General features: G+C 41.5%; 17 protein-coding genes. 11 read left to right on the top strand and 6 right to left on the bottom strand.

All coding sequences use genetic code 11. From position 1 onward, the window contains the following. Positions 1–29: 29 nt before the first annotated feature. From N6H18_RS16890 to N6H18_RS16875, 4 genes are all read left to right on the top strand, one after another. Positions 30–959 (top strand): TlpA family protein disulfide reductase, encoded by a 930-nt coding sequence (locus tag N6H18_RS16890; protein WP_262309460.1) that lies wholly within the window; start codon positions 30–32, stop codon positions 957–959. Between the two features lie 93 nt (positions 960–1,052). Beyond that, entirely contained in the window at positions 1,053–2,843 is a 1,791-nt protein-coding gene (locus N6H18_RS16885) for a hypothetical protein (protein ID WP_262309459.1), read from the top strand. A 209-nt stretch (positions 2,844–3,052) separates the two neighbouring features. After that, the gene (locus N6H18_RS16880; protein ID WP_262309458.1) at positions 3,053–3,982 is read left to right on the top strand and encodes a hypothetical protein; all 930 of its coding nucleotides are present in this window, start codon (positions 3,053–3,055) and stop codon (positions 3,980–3,982) included. After that, a complete protein-coding gene (locus N6H18_RS16875; protein WP_262309457.1) occupies positions 3,970–4,650 on the top strand; it encodes an ATP-binding cassette domain-containing protein in 681 nt (226 codons plus the stop codon). The genes N6H18_RS16880 and N6H18_RS16875 overlap by 13 nt, the downstream gene beginning before the upstream one ends. Before the next feature lie 125 nt (positions 4,651–4,775). Here N6H18_RS16875 and N6H18_RS16870 read toward each other — a convergent pair whose 3' ends face one another. Beyond that, complete coding sequence (locus N6H18_RS16870; protein ID WP_262309456.1) at positions 4,776–5,153, bottom strand: HU family DNA-binding protein; 378 nt, start codon at positions 5,151–5,153, stop codon at positions 4,776–4,778. Between the two features lie 473 nt (positions 5,154–5,626). On the opposite strand from N6H18_RS16870, the gene N6H18_RS16865 reads away from it, so the two are divergent. Both N6H18_RS16865 and N6H18_RS16860 read left to right on the top strand, forming a co-directional pair. After that, the gene (locus tag N6H18_RS16865; RefSeq protein WP_262309455.1) at positions 5,627–6,640 is read left to right on the top strand and encodes a tetratricopeptide repeat protein; all 1,014 of its coding nucleotides are present in this window, start codon (positions 5,627–5,629) and stop codon (positions 6,638–6,640) included. Between the two features lie 200 nt (positions 6,641–6,840). Then, entirely contained in the window at positions 6,841–8,568 is a 1,728-nt protein-coding gene (locus N6H18_RS16860; RefSeq protein WP_262309454.1) for a DUF5018 domain-containing protein, read from the top strand. Between the two features lie 162 nt (positions 8,569–8,730). Here the strand turns inward: N6H18_RS16860 and N6H18_RS16855 are convergent, their stop codons facing one another. The 4 genes from N6H18_RS16855 to N6H18_RS16840 form a co-directional block, all read right to left on the bottom strand. Further along, the gene (locus N6H18_RS16855) at positions 8,731–9,258 is read right to left on the bottom strand and encodes a mechanosensitive ion channel family protein (RefSeq protein ID WP_262309453.1); all 528 of its coding nucleotides are present in this window, start codon (positions 9,256–9,258) and stop codon (positions 8,731–8,733) included. 122 nt (positions 9,259–9,380) lie between these two features. Further along, on the bottom strand, positions 9,381–10,280 hold the full coding sequence (locus N6H18_RS16850; RefSeq protein WP_262309452.1) for a hypothetical protein: 900 nt from the start codon (positions 10,278–10,280) through the stop codon (positions 9,381–9,383). Between the two features lie 198 nt (positions 10,281–10,478). After that, a complete protein-coding gene (locus tag N6H18_RS16845; protein WP_262309451.1) occupies positions 10,479–11,972 on the bottom strand; it encodes an XRE family transcriptional regulator in 1,494 nt (497 codons plus the stop codon). Between the two features lie 15 nt (positions 11,973–11,987). Beyond that, positions 11,988–12,701 carry a hypothetical protein gene (locus N6H18_RS16840; RefSeq protein ID WP_262309450.1) on the bottom strand — a complete coding sequence of 238 codons (714 nt, stop codon included), beginning with the start codon at positions 12,699–12,701 and terminating at the stop codon, positions 11,988–11,990. Positions 12,702–12,797: 96 nt separating this feature from the next. On the opposite strand from N6H18_RS16840, the gene N6H18_RS16835 reads away from it, so the two are divergent. The 4 genes from N6H18_RS16835 to N6H18_RS16820 all read left to right on the top strand — a co-directional run bounded on the left by N6H18_RS16835 (position 12,798) and on the right by N6H18_RS16820 (position 16,627). Next, complete coding sequence (locus N6H18_RS16835) at positions 12,798–13,442, top strand: NUDIX hydrolase (RefSeq protein WP_262309449.1); 645 nt, start codon at positions 12,798–12,800, stop codon at positions 13,440–13,442. Next, positions 13,429–14,679, top strand: coding sequence for a DUF819 family protein (locus tag N6H18_RS16830; protein ID WP_262309448.1), 1,251 nt, complete (start codon positions 13,429–13,431; stop codon positions 14,677–14,679). Before N6H18_RS16835 ends, N6H18_RS16830 begins: the two co-directional genes overlap by 14 nt. Before the next feature lie 55 nt (positions 14,680–14,734). After that, a complete protein-coding gene (locus N6H18_RS16825; RefSeq protein ID WP_262309447.1) occupies positions 14,735–15,514 on the top strand; it encodes a SprB repeat-containing protein in 780 nt (259 codons plus the stop codon). Positions 15,515–15,607: 93 nt separating this feature from the next. Next, on the top strand, positions 15,608–16,627 hold the full coding sequence (locus N6H18_RS16820) for a zinc-binding dehydrogenase (protein ID WP_316044820.1): 1,020 nt from the start codon (positions 15,608–15,610) through the stop codon (positions 16,625–16,627). A gap of 77 nt (positions 16,628–16,704) precedes the next feature. Here the strand turns inward: N6H18_RS16820 and N6H18_RS16815 are convergent, their stop codons facing one another. Further along, positions 16,705–17,757 (bottom strand): AMP-binding protein, encoded by a 1,053-nt coding sequence (locus N6H18_RS16815; protein WP_262309446.1) that lies wholly within the window; start codon positions 17,755–17,757, stop codon positions 16,705–16,707. Between the two features lie 131 nt (positions 17,758–17,888). Here N6H18_RS16815 and N6H18_RS16810 point away from each other — a divergent pair, with 131 nt between their 5' ends. Next, entirely contained in the window at positions 17,889–18,065 is a 177-nt protein-coding gene (locus N6H18_RS16810) for a hypothetical protein (RefSeq protein WP_262309445.1), read from the top strand. The last annotated feature ends 135 nt before the right edge of the window (positions 18,066–18,200 follow it).

The raw sequence follows: 18,200 nt of genomic DNA, 5'->3' as shown, positions 1-18,200 counted from the left end.
TACCCTCACACTAAATAGTAATACTGAATATGAAGTGTAAAATTCTGGGACTATTTATTGTCTTTGCGATGACTGCTTGTGATCGCTCTGAAGTGTACAAGGTCGAGATGGATGAGTGTTTAAAAAACATTACACTCAAGCCTAGTTTTATGTTGGCTGCTGGTATCAGGTGGGATAGTGATTCGATTATGTCGGATTGTCAGACCTTGAGTTTTGAAATGAATGGCTTGATAGACGGAGAGAGGCCAAAGGTGAATGTCATGGGTTTTCGGGGTGGTATATTTGAAAATCCGTATGGAGTTAATTTCAAGATTGCATTATTGGATTACAATAACAATGGCAAATACACTGATGTAGATGTTGATAGATTATTTATTGTCCCACAGAATACAGATTCCTTGCTGACGATTATAACTGGGTTGGAACGAATGATGGGCAATGATATATCTGTCAATGTAGATGGGCGCGTCTTTAGATTGTCCGCAATCTCTGAAGATGGTCTCGAAGTAGAGGTCACCCCAGTAGATGATCCATCAACTTTGGTTGATGTGATAGACTTCTCATTTGATATTTCTAGATATACCTTCAAAGACACCTTTACACAAAGTATCATAGAAGGAAATGACTTGGTCGTCACGGGAAAGAAGACTTATATCTATCACTATTCCAATACTTGCCGACCATGTATAAAGGCGATTCCTAAACTGAAAGAATTGAATGAATCTTGCGGTGATGTGGCTGTAAGATTTGTGGCTCATGGTCAAAGGCTTCCCGTGGAAAGGAATCGTCAATTTTTGAGCAGGTTTGGGATTGATGAACATGCAATAGTTCCTGAAGATGCTGACTTTTTCGGAGCATTTGATCTGTATGCTTATGCTGAAGGGATATTATTTGATGAACAAGGACAAATCGAAAAGATCCACGTCAACCCAGATCAAATACTCCGTGGGTCTCAGTGATGATTCGCTTCGTTTTTAGAACAAGATTTTGATAATGCAGGCAGAGGGTTTTCATGTTAGGAGATTAATCAAAATTAGTTTTATTTTCCCTCTATGAAAACCAACCAAATCAGCCTGCTAATATTACTCATTGTCCATACATGGAGTGCTGCCGCTCAATCAAGTCTAACGAGCTTCCGAATAATAGATGCACAGCTGGAAGCGATCAGTTACGCCCACATCAGTCATGATGGGCAGCTGGATGCCATCTCTAACTACAAAGGTCAGTTTCATCTGGTAGTGACAGCAGGCGTGACCTATCAGATCACATGTGTCGGTTATCAACCGTACGACTTTTCGGCTGACAATCTGAAACTGGAAGGGGAGAATGTCCTAACGATGCGTGCTGACCAAAAAGTGCTGGACACAGTAGTGGTCACGCCCTTTTCCCTAGAGGATATAATCAAGCAGGTTTATGCCAAAATCCCTGAGCATTATCAAAACCAGAAACATGTATTGATAGGCGATTTGGTGGAGTATTACAAGGACACCAGTTACGTCACGCAGGTCCAGACAGAGGCGAAAATCGAGGTGTCCAAATCCTCCTATGAGCACAAGTCCAGCGGTGGGGAAGTCAAGTTGGATACAATACAGTCACAAGTATATGGGAGTAGTTCAGTCAAGTATTTAATCGGAGCAGGAGGCCATATTTCACATCGTTTTGACTTTGTGATGCAGCGTGCGGATTTTATCTCACCCATGACGCTGTCCAAATATGACTATCAATATCTAGGAGAGTTGGAACAAGGAGGAAGAAAACTCGATGTGATTCAATTTAATCCCAAAAGTGAACATGTCACTGGTGGTCAATACAGGGGTAAATTGTATCTGGGCATGTTAGAGGAGGTATTTGTTAGAGCAGAGTATTATTATTCGCCAGCAGGTTTTTATACAGATTTTAATAGTCGATGGGCGGATAGAAGAATGTTTATCACCGAGTATGTTCCTGATGCCTATGGCAAATGGTACCTCAGCTATGTTTGGGACGAGGCAGTGTCTTTTGAGGATGATTTTCTATTAGAGCAGCACTTTCGTACCACAGGTTTGATCCAAGATACGTTGTCCAGATGGACTTACGATCAACAATTATTCTTTCGTGAAACCTTGGTTCAAAAGGGTATAGCAATGCAACCTGGTGATAGCAAGAGTAAGACTAAAATGGAGGCTGTGGTTTATGATAAAGCGTCTAAACTCAATTGGCTGGATAGGATCGAAGTAGGTTATGGGTTGAAATATTATCTATTTAACACATACACCTTGTCTTCAGTTGGAAGTACGACATACAATTCGCAAAACTTCAATGTGACAGATACATTTGATATAAAAAAGGGATATCTAAATCTATTGACAACTATCCGTTATCGTTTGCTTTCTAATTGTTTGTTGACTTTTAATGTTGCGGGTAGTTTAAATGAAGTTGTTAGGAATGAGTCGATGGATTTAGGAATATTATATCTTTTCGATTTGAAAACTTCGCGCCCCTCATATATTAGTACTTCTATCGCTTATGCTGATTACAAAAACTTACTCATGTATGAAGAAATTAATCAAACAACTCCTATTTATGAAAAAAAAGAACGTGGAATACAATTGGGTATTGGGTATGAGTTTAGACTTAATCCTAATTGGAAACTTGCACTTTCTTACAAAAACTTTGTCTCATTGAACGTAGGAGAGAGCTATTATTTACAGGAAAAGTATGGGTTTATGAATTTGTTTAAAAAGAAGCACAGTTACCCAAAAAACGAGATCTCTTGGGTAAATGATCAAAATAGTATAGATGCAATACCCCAATTGTTCAAATCTCACTCCTTTGATATTTCATTTATCTTTTCTGTAAAATAATACAATATATGTGCTCTGTTAAACGCTCATTTGTATAATAGTTTAACCATACAGAATTGGCGTAGATGTTTTTTTGAGAAGGACTATACAATCTTTTTCAAAAAAAGCATGCTGTTTCATTGAAGTTTATAGAGTATAGTGATAAGTAAATAACATGTGATTGTGGAGCTTGAATACTTTTCATATCTTGAAGCTGATTCTAAAATATATTGAGCTTCTTCAACTACTACTTACTGCTCCAAATCAAAAGAGCCAATCGCTACATTCGCGAGGCTGGAATTCATCCCTTGATTATCTATACAGTTTTGATGGCTGTATTTAGTTTTGCATCTCTTGCCTTGCTGAGGCAATTAGAGCATGGGGCTTTAATATATGCAGGGATGGCAATTGGAGTCGCAAGAATCATTTCCTTGGATGAGAGTGTCTTGATTAATTGGGTTTCTAAAGGTGTATTTGTTTGGATTCGGTTTTTTACCAAGCTTGCACTGATACTTCCGTTTGTTGTCTTTCTGATAGTATTTCAGGGATATTGGGAAATAGGTTTGTTACTCATATCAGTGTTTTTTCTTTCAATAGTTCAGGTTCATCCAATTGTCAACTCAACAGTCATTCCAACCCCTTTTGGACGAAGACCCTTTGAGTTTATACTAGGGTTTAGGAGGTCTTTTCCTGTGTTGATCGTATGTTTTACCCTTTCCTGTATTTCGGTTTATGTCGCCAATTTTAACCTTGGACTATTCGCATTGGTAGTCATACTGTTGACCCTTATTGGATTTTATTCTTTCTCCGAGCATAATTTTTATGTCTGGAATTTCAATGGATCGGCTCAGCGTTATTTAACGCAAAAGCTGCAGTTTTTGATGATCAATACCTTGGCACTTGTCGCTCCTTTATGTTTGGTTTTGATCATCGGATACCCTGAGATGTATATGATCATTGTGGCGGTGATCGTTCTTGGTTTGTTGTACATCGCAGAAGTGATGTTGATTAAATATGCCTACTTGCATCGTGGGATGGATGTGCTTAAAGGATTGCTACTTGCGTTTAGTCTATTGATGCCTCCGTTATTGTTGGCTATTATGCCTTTGATGTATATCAAAGCACTCAAAAATGTAACAAGTACGCTATGGTCAGAGTAGAAAATTTGTCGGTCAGCTATGGGAGCAAACAGGTATTGGATCACTTGAGTTTCGAAGTGAAACCTGGGGAGGTTCATGGCATAGTTGGAGAGAATGGCGCGGGTAAAACTACACTCTTTGAAAGTTTGGTAGGATTCAAAAAGGGGTACAGTGGGGCTGTTGACTATGTGCCTGATGTACAGCAATCCATCGGTTTTTTACCCGCTAACCCTCCGATGATTACCAAAATAACGGGGAGTGAATATTTGAAGTTGGTGCTACTAGCAAGAGGGATTGATCGGGACGACTTTGATGGATCCAATATATTTGATTTGCCCTTGAATAGTTATGCAGATACCTACTCCACAGGGATGCAAAAGAAATTGGCTTTGCTGGGTGTCATACTACAAGGCAATGCATTCTATGTTCTCGATGAGCCTTTCAATGGTCTGGACTATCAAAGTTGTTTGCTACTGATAGAGATATTGAAGGAACTTCGGTCTGCAGGTAAGGCTGTCATTGTTTCCTCTCATATATTCTCTACGCTCAACGAGAGCTGTGACTACATTCATTTCCTCAAGAATGGCGCTTTCAAACAAAGTGCTGGCAAAGAAGATTTCTTGGATATAGAAGCTGCTATCAAAACAGAATTGATACAAGATAGCATCAAGCGTCTAGGTATCAAGTAGAGTTTTGACTTACTCCTCTAGTCCGAACTCACACCATTGCTACTCCATTGTAACCCAATTACTTTGTGATACTTGAATTCAACTCATGTGATACCTTAACCTTTGATTCAATTCCAAAGAATATTCTATTTCACTTTTGTAAAAGTCATGCCTTTGATCGCTCGCTTGATTCGTTTGTCAGGCAAGAAGGACATCTTCAACTCCGAGATGTCTCTGGAGGTGACTTCCTCGGCAGATTCCTTACCCTTGCTAGATGCATGCACACTGAATGTCCCTAGGCCATCGAGGCGGACATTGTCTCCCATGGATACAAAATATGGGACAGCATCTATCAGCGCCTCCACGATACCCACGACATCTGGATGATTAAAACTAGACTGCTTGGATATATAGTCACACACTTCATAGATGTCTACGACTTTGCGCCCTGTCAGCACAGGATAATAACGGACTTGACTACTTAAACCTGGTTTCTTAGTCACTACTTTGTATTTGATTGCCATGATTTTACTGGTTTGATGCGGTTGTATTACTCTGTTGTAACGGTTAATTGATCAAAAAGATATATATCTTTTCTGAAAATGATATATAGAGTTTATATAAAAAGATATAAGTCTTATTTTAAAAAGATATATATCTTTTTAACTAATTATAAGCACAAGGAAGGTGAAGGTTGCTTATCGACAGGACATAATAAAGGCACAATGAGGGCAGAGTAAAGGCAATACTGTGCTGAGAGAACCTTTACTGATCTAAACCAAACGGCAGGAAAGTGAGGGAGAAAGGGTAAATGTATAGCAATCCATCTGTGTCGGAGACAGTAGTTTTACACGATTGGTTTTAAGTCACACTGAGGAAGGTATAAAACTTTCAAGCACGCACCCAACCCAATTTCATCCGAGAACCTGACATCTATCATCCATCAGAATTCTAACTTTCTCTTTTGATTATGCTTGGGTCTGATGAGATTTGCACCATGCAAAAATCATTGACTCTTTTCCTCTTGTTTGTGGTGATATTGACTGCCTGTAGTCCTGCCAATCGCAAAAACCGCATCAAATACACCTTTGAAACCGCCAACAAGAAACTCAATGATGGCTACTATGCTGAGGCAGTGGCACTATATACTCAGGTATTGGAAAAAGACAACCAGATCACCGATGCCTACCTCAACCGTGGAGTGGCCTACTACGAAATGGGCAAATATGTGGCTGCACTCGCGGACTACAACGAGGTGTACCGCCTCAAGCCTGATTATGAAGAGGTGCTTTTCAACCGCGCCTATGCCTATATGGAGCTAGGGCGCACCGACAATGCCCTGGAGGATTTGAATCACCTCAGGATGCTCTATCCAGATACTGCGTTGATCGATGTGGTGGAGGGCTTGGTGATGATGAATGACCTGAAGTATGAGCAAGCCATAGTGTCTTTCACCGAGGCACTGCAGAGGGATCCTGACAACTTTGACGCCTATTCCAACAGAGGGATTTCGCGGTACGAGTTGGGTGATTATGAGGCTGCAGCGGCGGATTTGTCTCAGGCGTTAGTGATTCATCAAAATGAACCTTATGCCCTCAACTCTCTGGCCTTGGTGCTTGCAGATAGGGGACAGCTACAGAAGGCGGATTCTCTGATCCAAATAGCCATGACACTGGTAGGCGGGCAGGCGTATTTTATCAACAATGCAGGCTATGTGCAGATGTTGATGGGCAATTATGCACAAGCAGATTCTTTGATTCGCAGCAGTATGAAGATAGACAGACAAAACCCATACGCCTATCTCAATCAAGGCAAGCTCTACATCCAAATGGATAGTCTGGATCAAGCTGTCACTTCACTCTCCCAAGCGATTGAACTGGATTCGTCCCTACTGGGGAGTTATCCATTGCTCATTGATACTTATCTGCGCCTAGGCAATCAGCAGCTTGCTTGTGAGTTGTATCAGACGAAGGCAGAGCAATTGGAAGTAGAAAATCCTTGCAATAAATAGTGAGGATAATGAATGCAGCAGTAGATTTTTATTTATTGTTGCAATACCAACCTTCTGTTCCCTTCTAGGTGATTCAATTCTCCTGATTAGTTTTCATTCCTAGATTTGATCTGAAGTGAATTAATACCACTTGTCCCAAGAAATATGCGGTAGTCGAAAAGCATTTAACAGAGTAGACAATTTCTAAATTAAAATTTAATATGAAGAAGATTCTTTATCGATTCTCCATTGTATTGTTATCAACCATTTTAATTGTTAGTTGTGGTAAAGATGATGATCCAGTTGATGAAAAAAGTAGCGCAAAATCAATCACTGCATTCTCTGTATCCACCGTGTCTGCTGAAATTGTCGAGAGTAATAGGACCATTAGCATCAGTTTGCCATATGGGACGGATATCACAGCATTGACACCAACTATTGCTGTCTCACCTGAGGCATTAGTATCACCTGAGTCAGGTGTGGTACAAGATTTCACTGATCCTGTGCTTTATGAGGTGACTGCAGAAGACGGAAGCCAGCAAACCTATACTGTGACCGCAAGTGTAGAGGCTTCAGAGGGTAATGAAATACTAAGTTTTGACTTAAATGAACTTTCACCAGCAGTAATAGGTGAAGTAGATTTAGTGAATAATACAGTTGTCATAATTGTACCAAAAGGAACTGATTTGACACAAATAGTTCCTACTATCAGTATTTCTGATGAAGCTACAGTTTCTCCAGAATCAGGAGTTGCTACAAATTTTTCAGAAGAAGTGACCTATACCGTTACATCTCAAAGTGGTGACAAAGCAGAATATAGTGTAATGGTATCGTTTGAAAAAAATGATGAGAATGCTATTACTGAGTTCAAGTTTGAGGAGTTTACTCCTGATTTGGTAGGCGAGATAGATCAGGAGGCTAAGACAGTAAGTGTAACTATACCGTGGGATGCCGAATTTGATTTTGATTATGATATTTTCTCTTTGATACCAACGGTAGTAGTGTCAGAAGGAGCGACTGTTGATCCAGCATCAGGTGTTAGTGCAAACTTTAATTATGAAAGAACATTTAATGTCACTGCAGAAAACGGAGATGTACAGTTATATACAATAAACGTGGAGAGGGAAACTGCACCAGAAGCGACAATTGATGCTCTAACAGTTACAGAATATTCAATAGGAGATTTCATTACGATCAGTGGAGAGAATTTTACCAAAGATTGTAGGGTGATACTCGGTGCTACTACTACATCAAGCATTGTGTCGGATATTACTAGTACGAGTTTTAAGATAGAAATAACTTCTTTTAATTTTTCAGTAGGGGATGTTGTTTTAAAAGTTAAAGTGCGTGATCAAGAATTTGTATTAGGTACTATTAGCATATTGCCTCCAGCACCTTCAATTAATCAATTTGTAGAATCGACTTCTGATGGAAATAAAATACTAAGACTCATAGGAACCAATTTTGTGAATGGTAAAAACGAAGTGTATTTCGTATCAGGTGCAAATGAAGAATTGGCAAACATCAAAAGTGAAAGTTTAACTAGTGTGTACGTAGTTATTCCTCCTTTTATTGAAACAGGAGACTACCAGATTAAAGTTGTTTCGTTAGGAGGAACTTTTACTTCGAGCGCAACTGTGTCCGTAACTCAGAGTGTTTCCATAGAGCCTGTAATTACAGGAGTAAATAAGACTACAATAGGAAATGGAGAAACATTAGAGATATATGGTAAGAACTTCAAAAACGTAGGAGGTGGAGTTACTATAGGATGGTTGGATGGCAATGGCCCAACTAAAAATCTTACAGGAATAGTAGTGTCTAGCGAAAAAATAGAAGTTGTCATAAACAGAACTACCTTGAGTTCTAACTTAGCTTATGAATTCTATTTGCAATGGCCAGGGCTTGAGTACAGTGAAAATTTCTTTTATAATATCAAGGTGATTAATTAGTGAAATATAACTAGGCTCGAAGAATAGCAATTGCGTTATTAAGGTAATCTTTAGGGCGAAGTATAAATATTGAAAAAGTCACTTCAATCAAATTGAGGTGACTTTTTTGGTTTTTTTAAGCTAAGAGTTAAGATTTTTTTTCTTGGTTCTTAAATCTAATATCTAATTTTCCTCCAAATGAATGATATAACGCTGTACAGCTAGATTGTTAGGATAGTAGGCATGTTGCCCATCGGGGAGCAAGATTTTGATGGAAAAGAGTGATAGGTTGAGCACTTCGCCTTCGATCGAGTTGCTACCATCTACGATTTTGATCTTTGAACCAATTTTGAGAGGGAAAAAGAAGAATAGAATCAGTGAAGCAGTGATGTTGCTGACCATAGACCAGGTAGCAAATAGGCCGACCCCTACGATCGTCAAGACAGAAGCGATATACACTGAGAGTCCTTTGAGGGAGACTTCCCATACCATCCCAGCCAGTACCAAACATACCATGAAGATGATGAATCCGATCAGTTTTCTTACATAAACCGATCTGGCGGGATCAAAGTTTTGCTGAATGGCTCTCCTCAGGATGGTCTTCTGGAAAATGTACTTGATCGAGAAGTAAAGAATGATGATGAATATCGTTCCTAGGATTTGAAACAAGTGGTAGGCTTTTTGGGATTCTCCAAACCAATCTGAAGGCATATGAAATAAGTTTACTAGTGTACTATCAAATACAAATGACTGTTTGACGGTTCAATATTAATTAGATTATGAAAGAATTGTCAACTCACCGAGCATTGTTTTTGTCCGCAGAGACGAGAGTGCTACCAAGACTGATTAAATGTCTTGTGATTGAGGTACATGTCTCGTGACAATTCTACCAGTCCCACTCCATTCATGATGTTTTCTACCTTGAGTGGCCATTCTTCGTGGTAGTTGAATGAATTGGGTCGTCCACCAATGGTGTGAATGAATTCTACATTGACCGTCGGGTCAAAGAGTATGCTGACGCCATGTGTCTTTACATAAGCATCCATGTTGGCACGTGCCTCTCTGTAAGCTGGGATGCTGCTGCGGTAGCTCACAAATCGCTGGATGAAGTCATTGATGCAGCGCATCTGTGCATCGACTCTTTCTTTTGGGTGGTATTTGAAATAATTGAGGTCTTTGCTCGTGCCTGCGATGCTTTTTGGGCGGTAGTCGCGCTTCATGCTTGCACTTCTCATTTTGTATTCCAGTTGCTCTGGGTCGTATTTTTTTATCTCCACTTCGTCAAAGAGTATTTTGCCTGTTTCGATGACTTCTGGAAGGTAAAGCGGAGGCAGTTTGGTGCTTTTTTTACCAGCATTCAAGCTCATGATGTTGCCAGTGATTTGACCAACATAGCCTGATCCCCATCCTGACTCCAAGGAGATGATAGACAATATAGCTGCAGGAGGTACCTTGTTCTTGACACACAGCTCGATGGTGGCAGGACTGAGATCATGCATCATCTGGGTGACGTGTCGGTATTTTCTGAGTCTGTAGTTAGTAATTTTTTTGCTGCTAGGGAGCTTGCTTGTGTGTTTAGTCTTGGTGATCTCTGTGTTTGACTCTGTGCCCAAACCAGCTGTCAAAAGGGAAGCAGAGACCATACGCTGATTGGCCGAGTTGATAGGCGACTCAGGTAGAAAAAAACAAATAAGAAGAATGATGAAAAGGATTCTCAGTGATGAGTATTTCATGTATGCTATGTCTTTGTGAAAGTCTATTCAGTACTAAATTTTAGCCAAGTTGAATATCCGATTAGGTAGATAGCTGTTTTTGAGTGCGCGAAGTTAGGATGAGTTTTGATCAAAAGCGCTAAAATCTGCCGATAAAAGTCAGAAGTACTGATCAGGACGGGTGGAATACGAAAAAGTCTAGTGTCTAAATACTAAAATCTAATTCAATCCATACACTCTGAGCAATTCGATCCTTTCACTTTCTTTTTTGCTGCGCTCGAACAGGGTAGCAGGAGCTACACGTTTGTTGCAGTTGGCTGCAGGGCATCTCTCGCAGGTGTCATTGACCAGTCGTGTCTTGATACTAGGGTCGTTGAGAAACTGGATGGTTTCTTTGGTCTTTTCATTGATTCGTATTCCCAGCGAAAGGCTGTTGTTGATTCCTTGAGTAGGACTAAAGGGTTTGGCCAGTGAGAGGAGAAGAAACTCGTCTTTGGTATCGAAGTATCGGGCGATTTGTGCTCCTCCTATGATCTGCTCAGGTTTCTCCTCGTGTACTTCAGCCAAGGTGTCCAGCATCTCAATGAATCCCCATCGTCTACAAAAATGTTCTTGGAGTACAGTGCCTCTCGGCTGATGTTGTCGCGAGAGATGCAGTTCCTTACTCAGTTCGTAGTGATCACTACCAGGCTTGTGGTTGAACTTGAAGAAGAAGAGCTCTTTGAGTCCAAAGGATGCGGGCAACAGGTTGGTCATGCGCTGCAATACCATTTCGGGTGTGGCATTGTATTCTCTCATGGTATTGATGAGGATATTCTGATTCCACTTTTCACTTTGAAAGAAGACTTTCAAGTCCTTGGTAAAATCCTTGCGGTTGATGAGAACCGCTGATGCGAAATAAGATGCACGGAAGTCATTTAAGACCTGGTCAAAGCTATCAATCTTGACCCATGGCATGGCATGGTTGCGTTCTTTGTAGCCAAGGTAGTTGTACCCAACTTCCTTGGCGAGATAAAAGGCCCGTTGCCTCGAACTGAGCCTGCTGTTGAGGATCAGTTGTCGTTTTCTCCTTTTGACCACAGTCAGGGATCGCATGTCTTGGAGTGCGTCATGGGATGAAAAATCATCGGCAATGATCTTGTAATCATAGTGATCCTCTAGGTATTTCTCAAACTGATGGGCAGAAATATGCTTGTGACGAATTAGACTGATTTCTTGCAAGAACTCTTCTGCCTTTTTTTCGATTTCATCAAAATAGTTTTCGTGGATTTCCTGATAGGAGCGTAGCACGGAGAAATAGAAAGTCTCTACTCTCACGTCGTAGTTTCTGCTCACCTCTAGCAGAGTACCGATGAAGGCGTTTAGCTTAGACGGAGCATTGGAGAGCAGATCCAGCAATCGAGACACCTCTAGGCCGAATAGCTCCAAAGGCAGCTCTGACAGAATCCCGGAGTGCATCAGTTGGGTGATAGGTGCGAGGGTTTTGTCCAGCATCTCGGATTTGAGATCCATGGGATGCACCTTCAGGGCTTGCGCCAAAGCAATGATCTTTTCGGTCTTGGGGTATTTTTTACCTTTTTCGATCTCGTTGAGATAGGAGACGGAGATGCCGCAGCTATCGGATAGGCTTTGCAACGATAGGTTCAGTCGCTGTCTGTATTGTTTCAGTTTGATTCCGAATATTAACTTGATGTATTGTTTCTCAAGAGCCATGTAAAGGAGGGTACATTATAAGTTTTCTTCTTTCTTAGTAAACAGTTGCAGTAGCGAAGTGAGGTGAGAAAATAGAACCGCAGGTACTATGAATCCTGGTAGCCAGATAAAGGGAAAATGAAAGACTGCAATGTTGGGTTGATCGAAACCATATTTTTGAAAAGGAAAGGGAGCTGAAAGCACGGCATGAACTACGATGTTGACCAACAGAGTCAGTGCTAGGATGTTCCAGATGATAGCGCCGATTTTGACTTTGCTACGCAGACCGACCATAAAGATGGCTACAAAGGGAGCAGAAATACCAGATAGTATGTCATAGTTCGTCCCCTCGAATGTGAGTATCATCGGTAGCCAACTTTGCAAGGCCAGCCACCATAGGACGATTTCGACTGGGATTCTGACTATGTGGAGGTAAGTCAGTGTGGCGATGGGCATGCGCATGATGAAGTTTCTTGATTTTGTGTAAGACAGAACAAAAATCACGGTGATCAGCGGTGGTAAAACGGCTATCAGAAATTTGGGGGGTAAGGTTTCGAAATCTAAGAAGAAGTTGTACAGAGAAAGGACGCCAATCGTAAAGAGCCATGAACCGATACAGACAGAAACAACCATGGCAGTATTAGAATTTTTGGTCTCAGCACCTTTGAAGCCAAAATGTAAAAATCCGTACGTCGCAAGTGTTGTCAATAGAAAGATGACATAAACATAATAGGGCAGTTGGTCTGTCATGTTTTTGAGGCTTGTTCAGGTCAATTTAATGATTATATTGATATGTTTGTTCTCTACGCAGAGAAAAAGGAATTGGATTCATTTGAAAAATAGAAATTGATCAAGGAGTTTGTCACAGAGCTAAAGGGCGTGTTGAAAAAGGAGTTGCCCGGTGTGCGTGCACAGCATGCCATGGCTCCCGTGCGGATGGAGGATTTGAAGCGTACCTTTCGGCATGATATTCCTCCGAGACAAAGTGCTGTTTTGATCCTGTTTTATCAGGTCGGGGATCAGATTCGGTTTCCGCTCACTGTCAGACAGACGTATGTAGGTGTGCATAGTGGTCAGATTTCTCTCCCCGGTGGAAAACGTGAGTTGTCAGATCAGGATCTGTCCGTGACAGCACTGAGAGAGACTGAGGAGGAAATAGGAATCGCAAGAGAGAGTGTAAGGATGATTGGAGCTTTGTCACACCACTATGTACCTCCGAGCAATTTCAATATACAACCCTACTTGGGCTATTTGGATCATACACCTGTCTTTGTCAAAGACCCCAAGGAAGTAGATCAAATCGTGGAAGTGAATGTGTCAGACATCATCGCTCCTGATCTGAGGAAGAAAACCTGGATCAAACCTTATCAAGGTGTCAAAATAGAAGCACCGTACTTTGATATTCAAAATCGTGTCGTTTGGGGAGCTACAGCTATGATTTTGAGTGAATTGTCAGAAATAATTAAACAAACCCAATATGGAAATGAATGATGCGTGGATCACAAATGATGCAGTAGTTTTTGGCTTACTGATGCTCATACTTGGCTGGGTGTTCAAGACGAGCACTTCCGAAAATCCTTTTTGGCAAAAATTTTACACCTATGTTCCCTCAGTATTGGTGTGCTATTTTTTGCCCTCAGTGCTCAATTCTCTCGGAATCATTTCAGGTGAAAAGTCTAATCTGTATTTTGTAGCGTCTCGATACATGCTGCCTGCCAGTTTGGTGTTGTTGACGCTAAGCACGGATTTTAAGGAAATCAAAAAACTTGGTAGCAAGGCAATCATTATGTTTTTGACTGGGACACTGGGGATCGTGATTGGAGGGCCTGTATCAATTCTGTTTTTTTCATGGGTAGCACCAGGCATCGTGGGTGGAGAGTTTTCCGATGTCTGGAGGGGAATGACCACCATCGCTGGGAGCTGGATAGGAGGTAGTGCCAACCAGGCTGCCATGAAAGAAGTTTTTGAGGTGGATGGCGAACTGTTTTCCAAAATGGTGACCGTCGATATCTTGGTGGCCAATGTGTGGTTGGCAGTACTCTTGATCGGGGCAGGAAGATCAAAGCAGATAGATGCCTTGTTCAAAGCGGATGCGTCAGCCATCGAGCAAGTAAAAAATAAGATTGAAAAATACCAACTCAGCATTGCGAGAGTTCCTTCATTGGGGGATTTGATGATGATTTTGGCGATTGGATCCGCTGTGACGGGTTTGTCACATTTTTTGGCTGATATCATCGCTCCGTACATCGGGACTCATTATCCCGTGTTGGCAGATTATAGTCTGACGAGCAGTTTCTTTTGGCTGGTGGTCATAGCTACCACGGTTGGCTTGGTTCTTTCTTTCACCAAATTGCGAAATTTGGAGGGAGCAGGAGCCTCTAAAATTGGCAGTGTGTTTATCTACATATTGGTGGCTACTGTCGGCATGCAAATGGATGTACTGGCAATTATCGATTCTCCCGGCTTGTTTTTAGTTGGGATCGTATGGATGATGGTACATATTGGCTTGTTGCTTTTGGTAGCCAGGTTGATCAAAGCACCTTTTTTCTTTGTATCTGTGGGTAGTCAGGCCAACGTCGGTGGGGCAGCGTCAGCACCTATTGTTGCAGCAGCTTTTCATCCCTCTCTTGCACCTGTTGGGGTATTGCTGGCAGTATTGGGTTATGCTTTGGGTACTTATGCTGCGTATATTTGTGGCGTACTGATGCAGATGGCTGCTGGGGTTTGAGTTGAAAGTTTGTAAAGTTGAAAGTTTTTATTGTGGTGGGTTGATTGAAAAAGTTATGAAAAAGGTCGTTTGGAGTTTAGTTGTTTTGGTTCTTGCGATTTCTTGTGGTGAGGAAGACAAGGCCGTGGATTGCAACCTGAGTGATTTGTCAACTGCTGTGGTGTCACAGTCTGCTGAGACTTGCAAGACAGGTGGGCAAGTAGAATTTTCGACCTCTGGAGGGGATACTCCCTATGAGTACAGTGTCAATGGAATCTCCTTTCAGAAAGAGGCTGTTTTTAAAAATTTATCCGCAGGAGACTATGTACTCCTAACCCGAGATGACAACAATTGTTTGGTAGAAACGGCATTTGCGATAGCATCTGAGATCCCAGAGTTTACGGTGGTTGTAGAGGAGATACAGGCGGCTGGTTGTGATGGAAATACGGGTGAAGCCACAGTGAATGTGACTGGAGGAAGTGGTCCATACACCTATATTCTGGATGGTAGCCCTATGAATGATCAAATTACTTACACCAATTTGGAGAAGGGTACACATACCTTGTCAATCACGGACATAGAGGGTTGTGACAATGATGACACGTTTTATATCCCATCAGGGATCAGTTTCAAAGATGAAATCCAACCCATCATCACCAACAATTGTGCGATTGAAGGTTGTCATGTGGCAGGCAATGCGATTGTGCCATTTACTGAGTTTGAGAACATCCAATCCTACGCCCAATTGATCAAGACCAATACTCAGAACAAAACCATGCCTAAGGATGGTTCGATCACTGACGAAGAGATCCAAATGCTGGCCTGCTGGGTGGATGATGGCGCATTGAATAATTAAATAATGTTGCTTGTTTTTTGACAAGTAGGTTGTCGCCAGTTGACCGAAAGTCCTCTATTTTTCTGCATCTTTGAGGCAAAATCATATTTCATCATGCAAAGACAAGCGTACAGAATTGACAAAGTAGGATCTACCTCCAACCTGAAACTGGTGACAGAAGAAATATCCGCCCCACATGCGAATGAGGTACAGGTAGAGGTCAAAACGATAGGGCTCAATTTTGCGGATGTTTTTGCAATCCATGGATTATACAGTGCCACTCCCAAAGGCAGTTTTGTACCAGGGTTGGAGTTTTGTGGTGTAGTCGAGGAGGTAGGTGCTGAGGTCACAGACTACAAAAAGGGAGACAAGATCATGGGTGTGACGCGTTTTGGGGGCTATGCTACCAAGATCAATATTGATGACAAACATATTGTAGCATTGCCGCCTGATTGGAGCTACGAGGAAGGTGCAGCCTACTTGGTGCAGGGTCTGACGGCCTATTACGCACTGGTTTATTTAGGGGGATTGAAAAAGGGACAAAATGTACTCATCCACAGTGGTGCAGGTGGTGTGGGCATCTTGGCCAATAGGATTGCCAAATGCTATGAAGCCTTTACGATCGGGACCATCGGTAGTGACCGCAAGTTGGATGTGCTGCAGCGAGAGGGGTTTGATGCGTCGATTGTGCGTAGCAAGGATTTTGGAGCAGATCTAAAAAATGCTCTGGGAGACAGAGACCTCAATTTGATCATTGAAACCATTGGTGGTGAGGTATTCAAAGCTGGATACAAGGCGATGGCACCACAGGGAAGAATGGTGGTAGTGGGGGCATCTCAATTCGCCTCACCAGGTTCTAAACCGAATTATTTCAAGTTGCTGTGGAAGTTTGTGACACGACCCAAGTTAGACCCGCAAGAGATGATCCAAGACAACAAGTCTGTAATGGGTTTCAACTTGATCTGGCTTTATGAGAAAGTAGAGATTATGGATGAGCTTTTAACTGCCATGAGCAAATTGGATTTGGGAAGACCCTATGTAGGATCTGTTTTTGCCTTTGATCAACTCCACGATGCAGTGAAGCTCTTCCAGAGTGGCAAATCCACAGGTAAGGTAGTAGTGAAGGTGTCATAGCTCTTCGACATGAGACATGAGATGTGAGTATTGTGACAAACAAGACCATAGTCCGTAGACCATCGTCTATGGATTTTTTACTTTTCTATTTGAACAAGCATCTCTTTTCTCTTCAATTTTCCACTCTCGGTTTTGATGAAAGTGGGTAAATGGAAGTAGGCCTTGGGGACATGATGTTTCGAAAAGTGCTCTGCGACTGATTCCTGAATTTGTACAAACTTATCCGGTGACATTGGTGATTCGGTGACCAATACGCATCTTTCGTTCAATTTTGAATCCGAAATCCCTCCGATGAAAAATTCACCAGTTGTGATCAGGCTTGACAAATATTTTTCGAGTTGTTCTGGGTGAATTTTGATTCCACCTGAGTTGATGACATGGTCGGCTCTACCGAGCCATCGAAATTGTCGTTCTGATATGAGCTCTACTACATCTGTTGTTTGGATCCATTGATCATTAGTGACTACCCCTTGTATTTGTAGGCATTGCTCATCGTTATTTCCGATTTTTATCCCATCCAATACATCATAGCATGCTTGTTGGTAGTCTCCTGAGATTTTCATCAGTGCAATATGGCTGACTGTCTCTGTCATGCCATAGGTGAGATAGCAATTGTTGTTGAGGGAGGATAGGATGTCAAAAGTTTCTTGATTAAGCGGCGCACCACCGATCAAGACATTTTTGATTCCTTCTAATTGAAGAATGGAGTTCTCTTGGATCATTTGATAAATCTGAAAAGGAACAAATGATGCGAAATCAATGGTGTGATTCAGTGTGGTGAGTGGGTTGGCACTGGGTGCCTGGATATATAAATCCATGTCTAGAACAAGCGCCCTGGCCGCCATCATGATAGATGCTATGTATTGAGGATTGAGGCAGAGCAGTACTTGATCAGAGGCCTTCAGATTTAGGAAATCTGCGGTGGCATGTACGCTGGCTTCTATTTGTCTGCGCTGGACTGATATGTTTTTGGGTATCCCTGTAGATCCAGAAGTCTGAAAAGTGAAGTCACTATGACCTTCGAGCCAATGGGAGATAAATTGACACAAAGGTTGGCTACCAAGGTATGTCTTGGAGAGTTGATTCAGCTCATCAGGGCTGTAGATTGTATTTTGGAAAATTATTTTCATTCAAATGACAATTTCTGTCGTGAATATTGAGCTTTTGTAGATAGGACGCAAAAATCCATATATCATTGACGAGAAATCAATAAAACAGTAATTATTTTGTCCAGCCGCCCCGCATGTGTGCACAGAAAAATATGATGAATACAACAGACTCCAATTTACCCAAAGCAAACTCCGATCAAAAAGAGGAGCTTACTCCTAGACCTCAATTGAAAAATGTAGCATTTCATTTGATCAAAATTACCCTTGCGGTTTTGACAGGAGTGGGGTTTGGATATTTTATTCTCTTCCAATTTGGGATGATTCAGTGATTGTTTTTCGTCGAGAGAGCAGTTGTGAATAGGATTTTAGAGATCAATCGCTAGACCTTTTCGCAGCAAATGGAAAACTTATCTTCAAAAGGTTTTGTACTGAGTAGCAAGGGCTGTTAATTTAGGCAGTTAATA

The sequence above is a fragment of the Reichenbachiella agarivorans genome (genome assembly GCF_025502585.1).
Classification (GTDB): domain Bacteria; phylum Bacteroidota; class Bacteroidia; order Cytophagales; family Cyclobacteriaceae; genus Reichenbachiella; species Reichenbachiella agarivorans.
Note: the sequence above shows the minus strand (reverse complement) of the source record. Positions and strands in the feature narration are given on the sequence as shown.

Excerpts from the sequence above, each read along its gene's own strand:
- N6H18_RS16890 (WP_262309460.1), top strand. The coding sequence starts at position 30 with ATGAAGTGTAAAATTCTGGGACTATTTATTGTCTTTGCGATGACTGCT.
- N6H18_RS16885 (WP_262309459.1), top strand. The coding sequence starts at position 1,053 with ATGAAAACCAACCAAATCAGCCTGCTAATATTACTCATTGTCCATACA.
- N6H18_RS16850 (WP_262309452.1), bottom strand. The coding sequence starts at position 10,280 with ATGAAATACTCATCACTGAGAATCCTTTTCATCATTCTTCTTATTTGT.
- N6H18_RS16840 (WP_262309450.1), bottom strand. The coding sequence starts at position 12,701 with ATGACAGACCAACTGCCCTATTATGTTTATGTCATCTTTCTATTGACA.
- N6H18_RS16810 (WP_262309445.1), top strand. The coding sequence starts at position 17,889 with ATGATGAATACAACAGACTCCAATTTACCCAAAGCAAACTCCGATCAA.
- N6H18_RS16855 (WP_262309453.1), bottom strand. The coding sequence starts at position 9,258 with ATGCCTTCAGATTGGTTTGGAGAATCCCAAAAAGCCTACCACTTGTTT.
- N6H18_RS16860 (WP_262309454.1), top strand. The coding sequence starts at position 6,841 with ATGAAGAAGATTCTTTATCGATTCTCCATTGTATTGTTATCAACCATT.
- N6H18_RS16815 (WP_262309446.1), bottom strand. The coding sequence starts at position 17,757 with ATGAAAATAATTTTCCAAAATACAATCTACAGCCCTGATGAGCTGAAT.
- N6H18_RS16845 (WP_262309451.1), bottom strand. The coding sequence starts at position 11,972 with ATGGCTCTTGAGAAACAATACATCAAGTTAATATTCGGAATCAAACTG.
- N6H18_RS16875 (WP_262309457.1), top strand. The coding sequence starts at position 3,970 with ATGGTCAGAGTAGAAAATTTGTCGGTCAGCTATGGGAGCAAACAGGTA.
- N6H18_RS16820 (WP_316044820.1), top strand. The coding sequence starts at position 15,608 with ATGCAAAGACAAGCGTACAGAATTGACAAAGTAGGATCTACCTCCAAC.
- N6H18_RS16870 (WP_262309456.1), bottom strand. The coding sequence starts at position 5,153 with ATGGCAATCAAATACAAAGTAGTGACTAAGAAACCAGGTTTAAGTAGT.
- N6H18_RS16825 (WP_262309447.1), top strand. The coding sequence starts at position 14,735 with ATGAAAAAGGTCGTTTGGAGTTTAGTTGTTTTGGTTCTTGCGATTTCT.
- N6H18_RS16865 (WP_262309455.1), top strand. The coding sequence starts at position 5,627 with ATGCAAAAATCATTGACTCTTTTCCTCTTGTTTGTGGTGATATTGACT.
- N6H18_RS16830 (WP_262309448.1), top strand. The coding sequence starts at position 13,429 with ATGGAAATGAATGATGCGTGGATCACAAATGATGCAGTAGTTTTTGGC.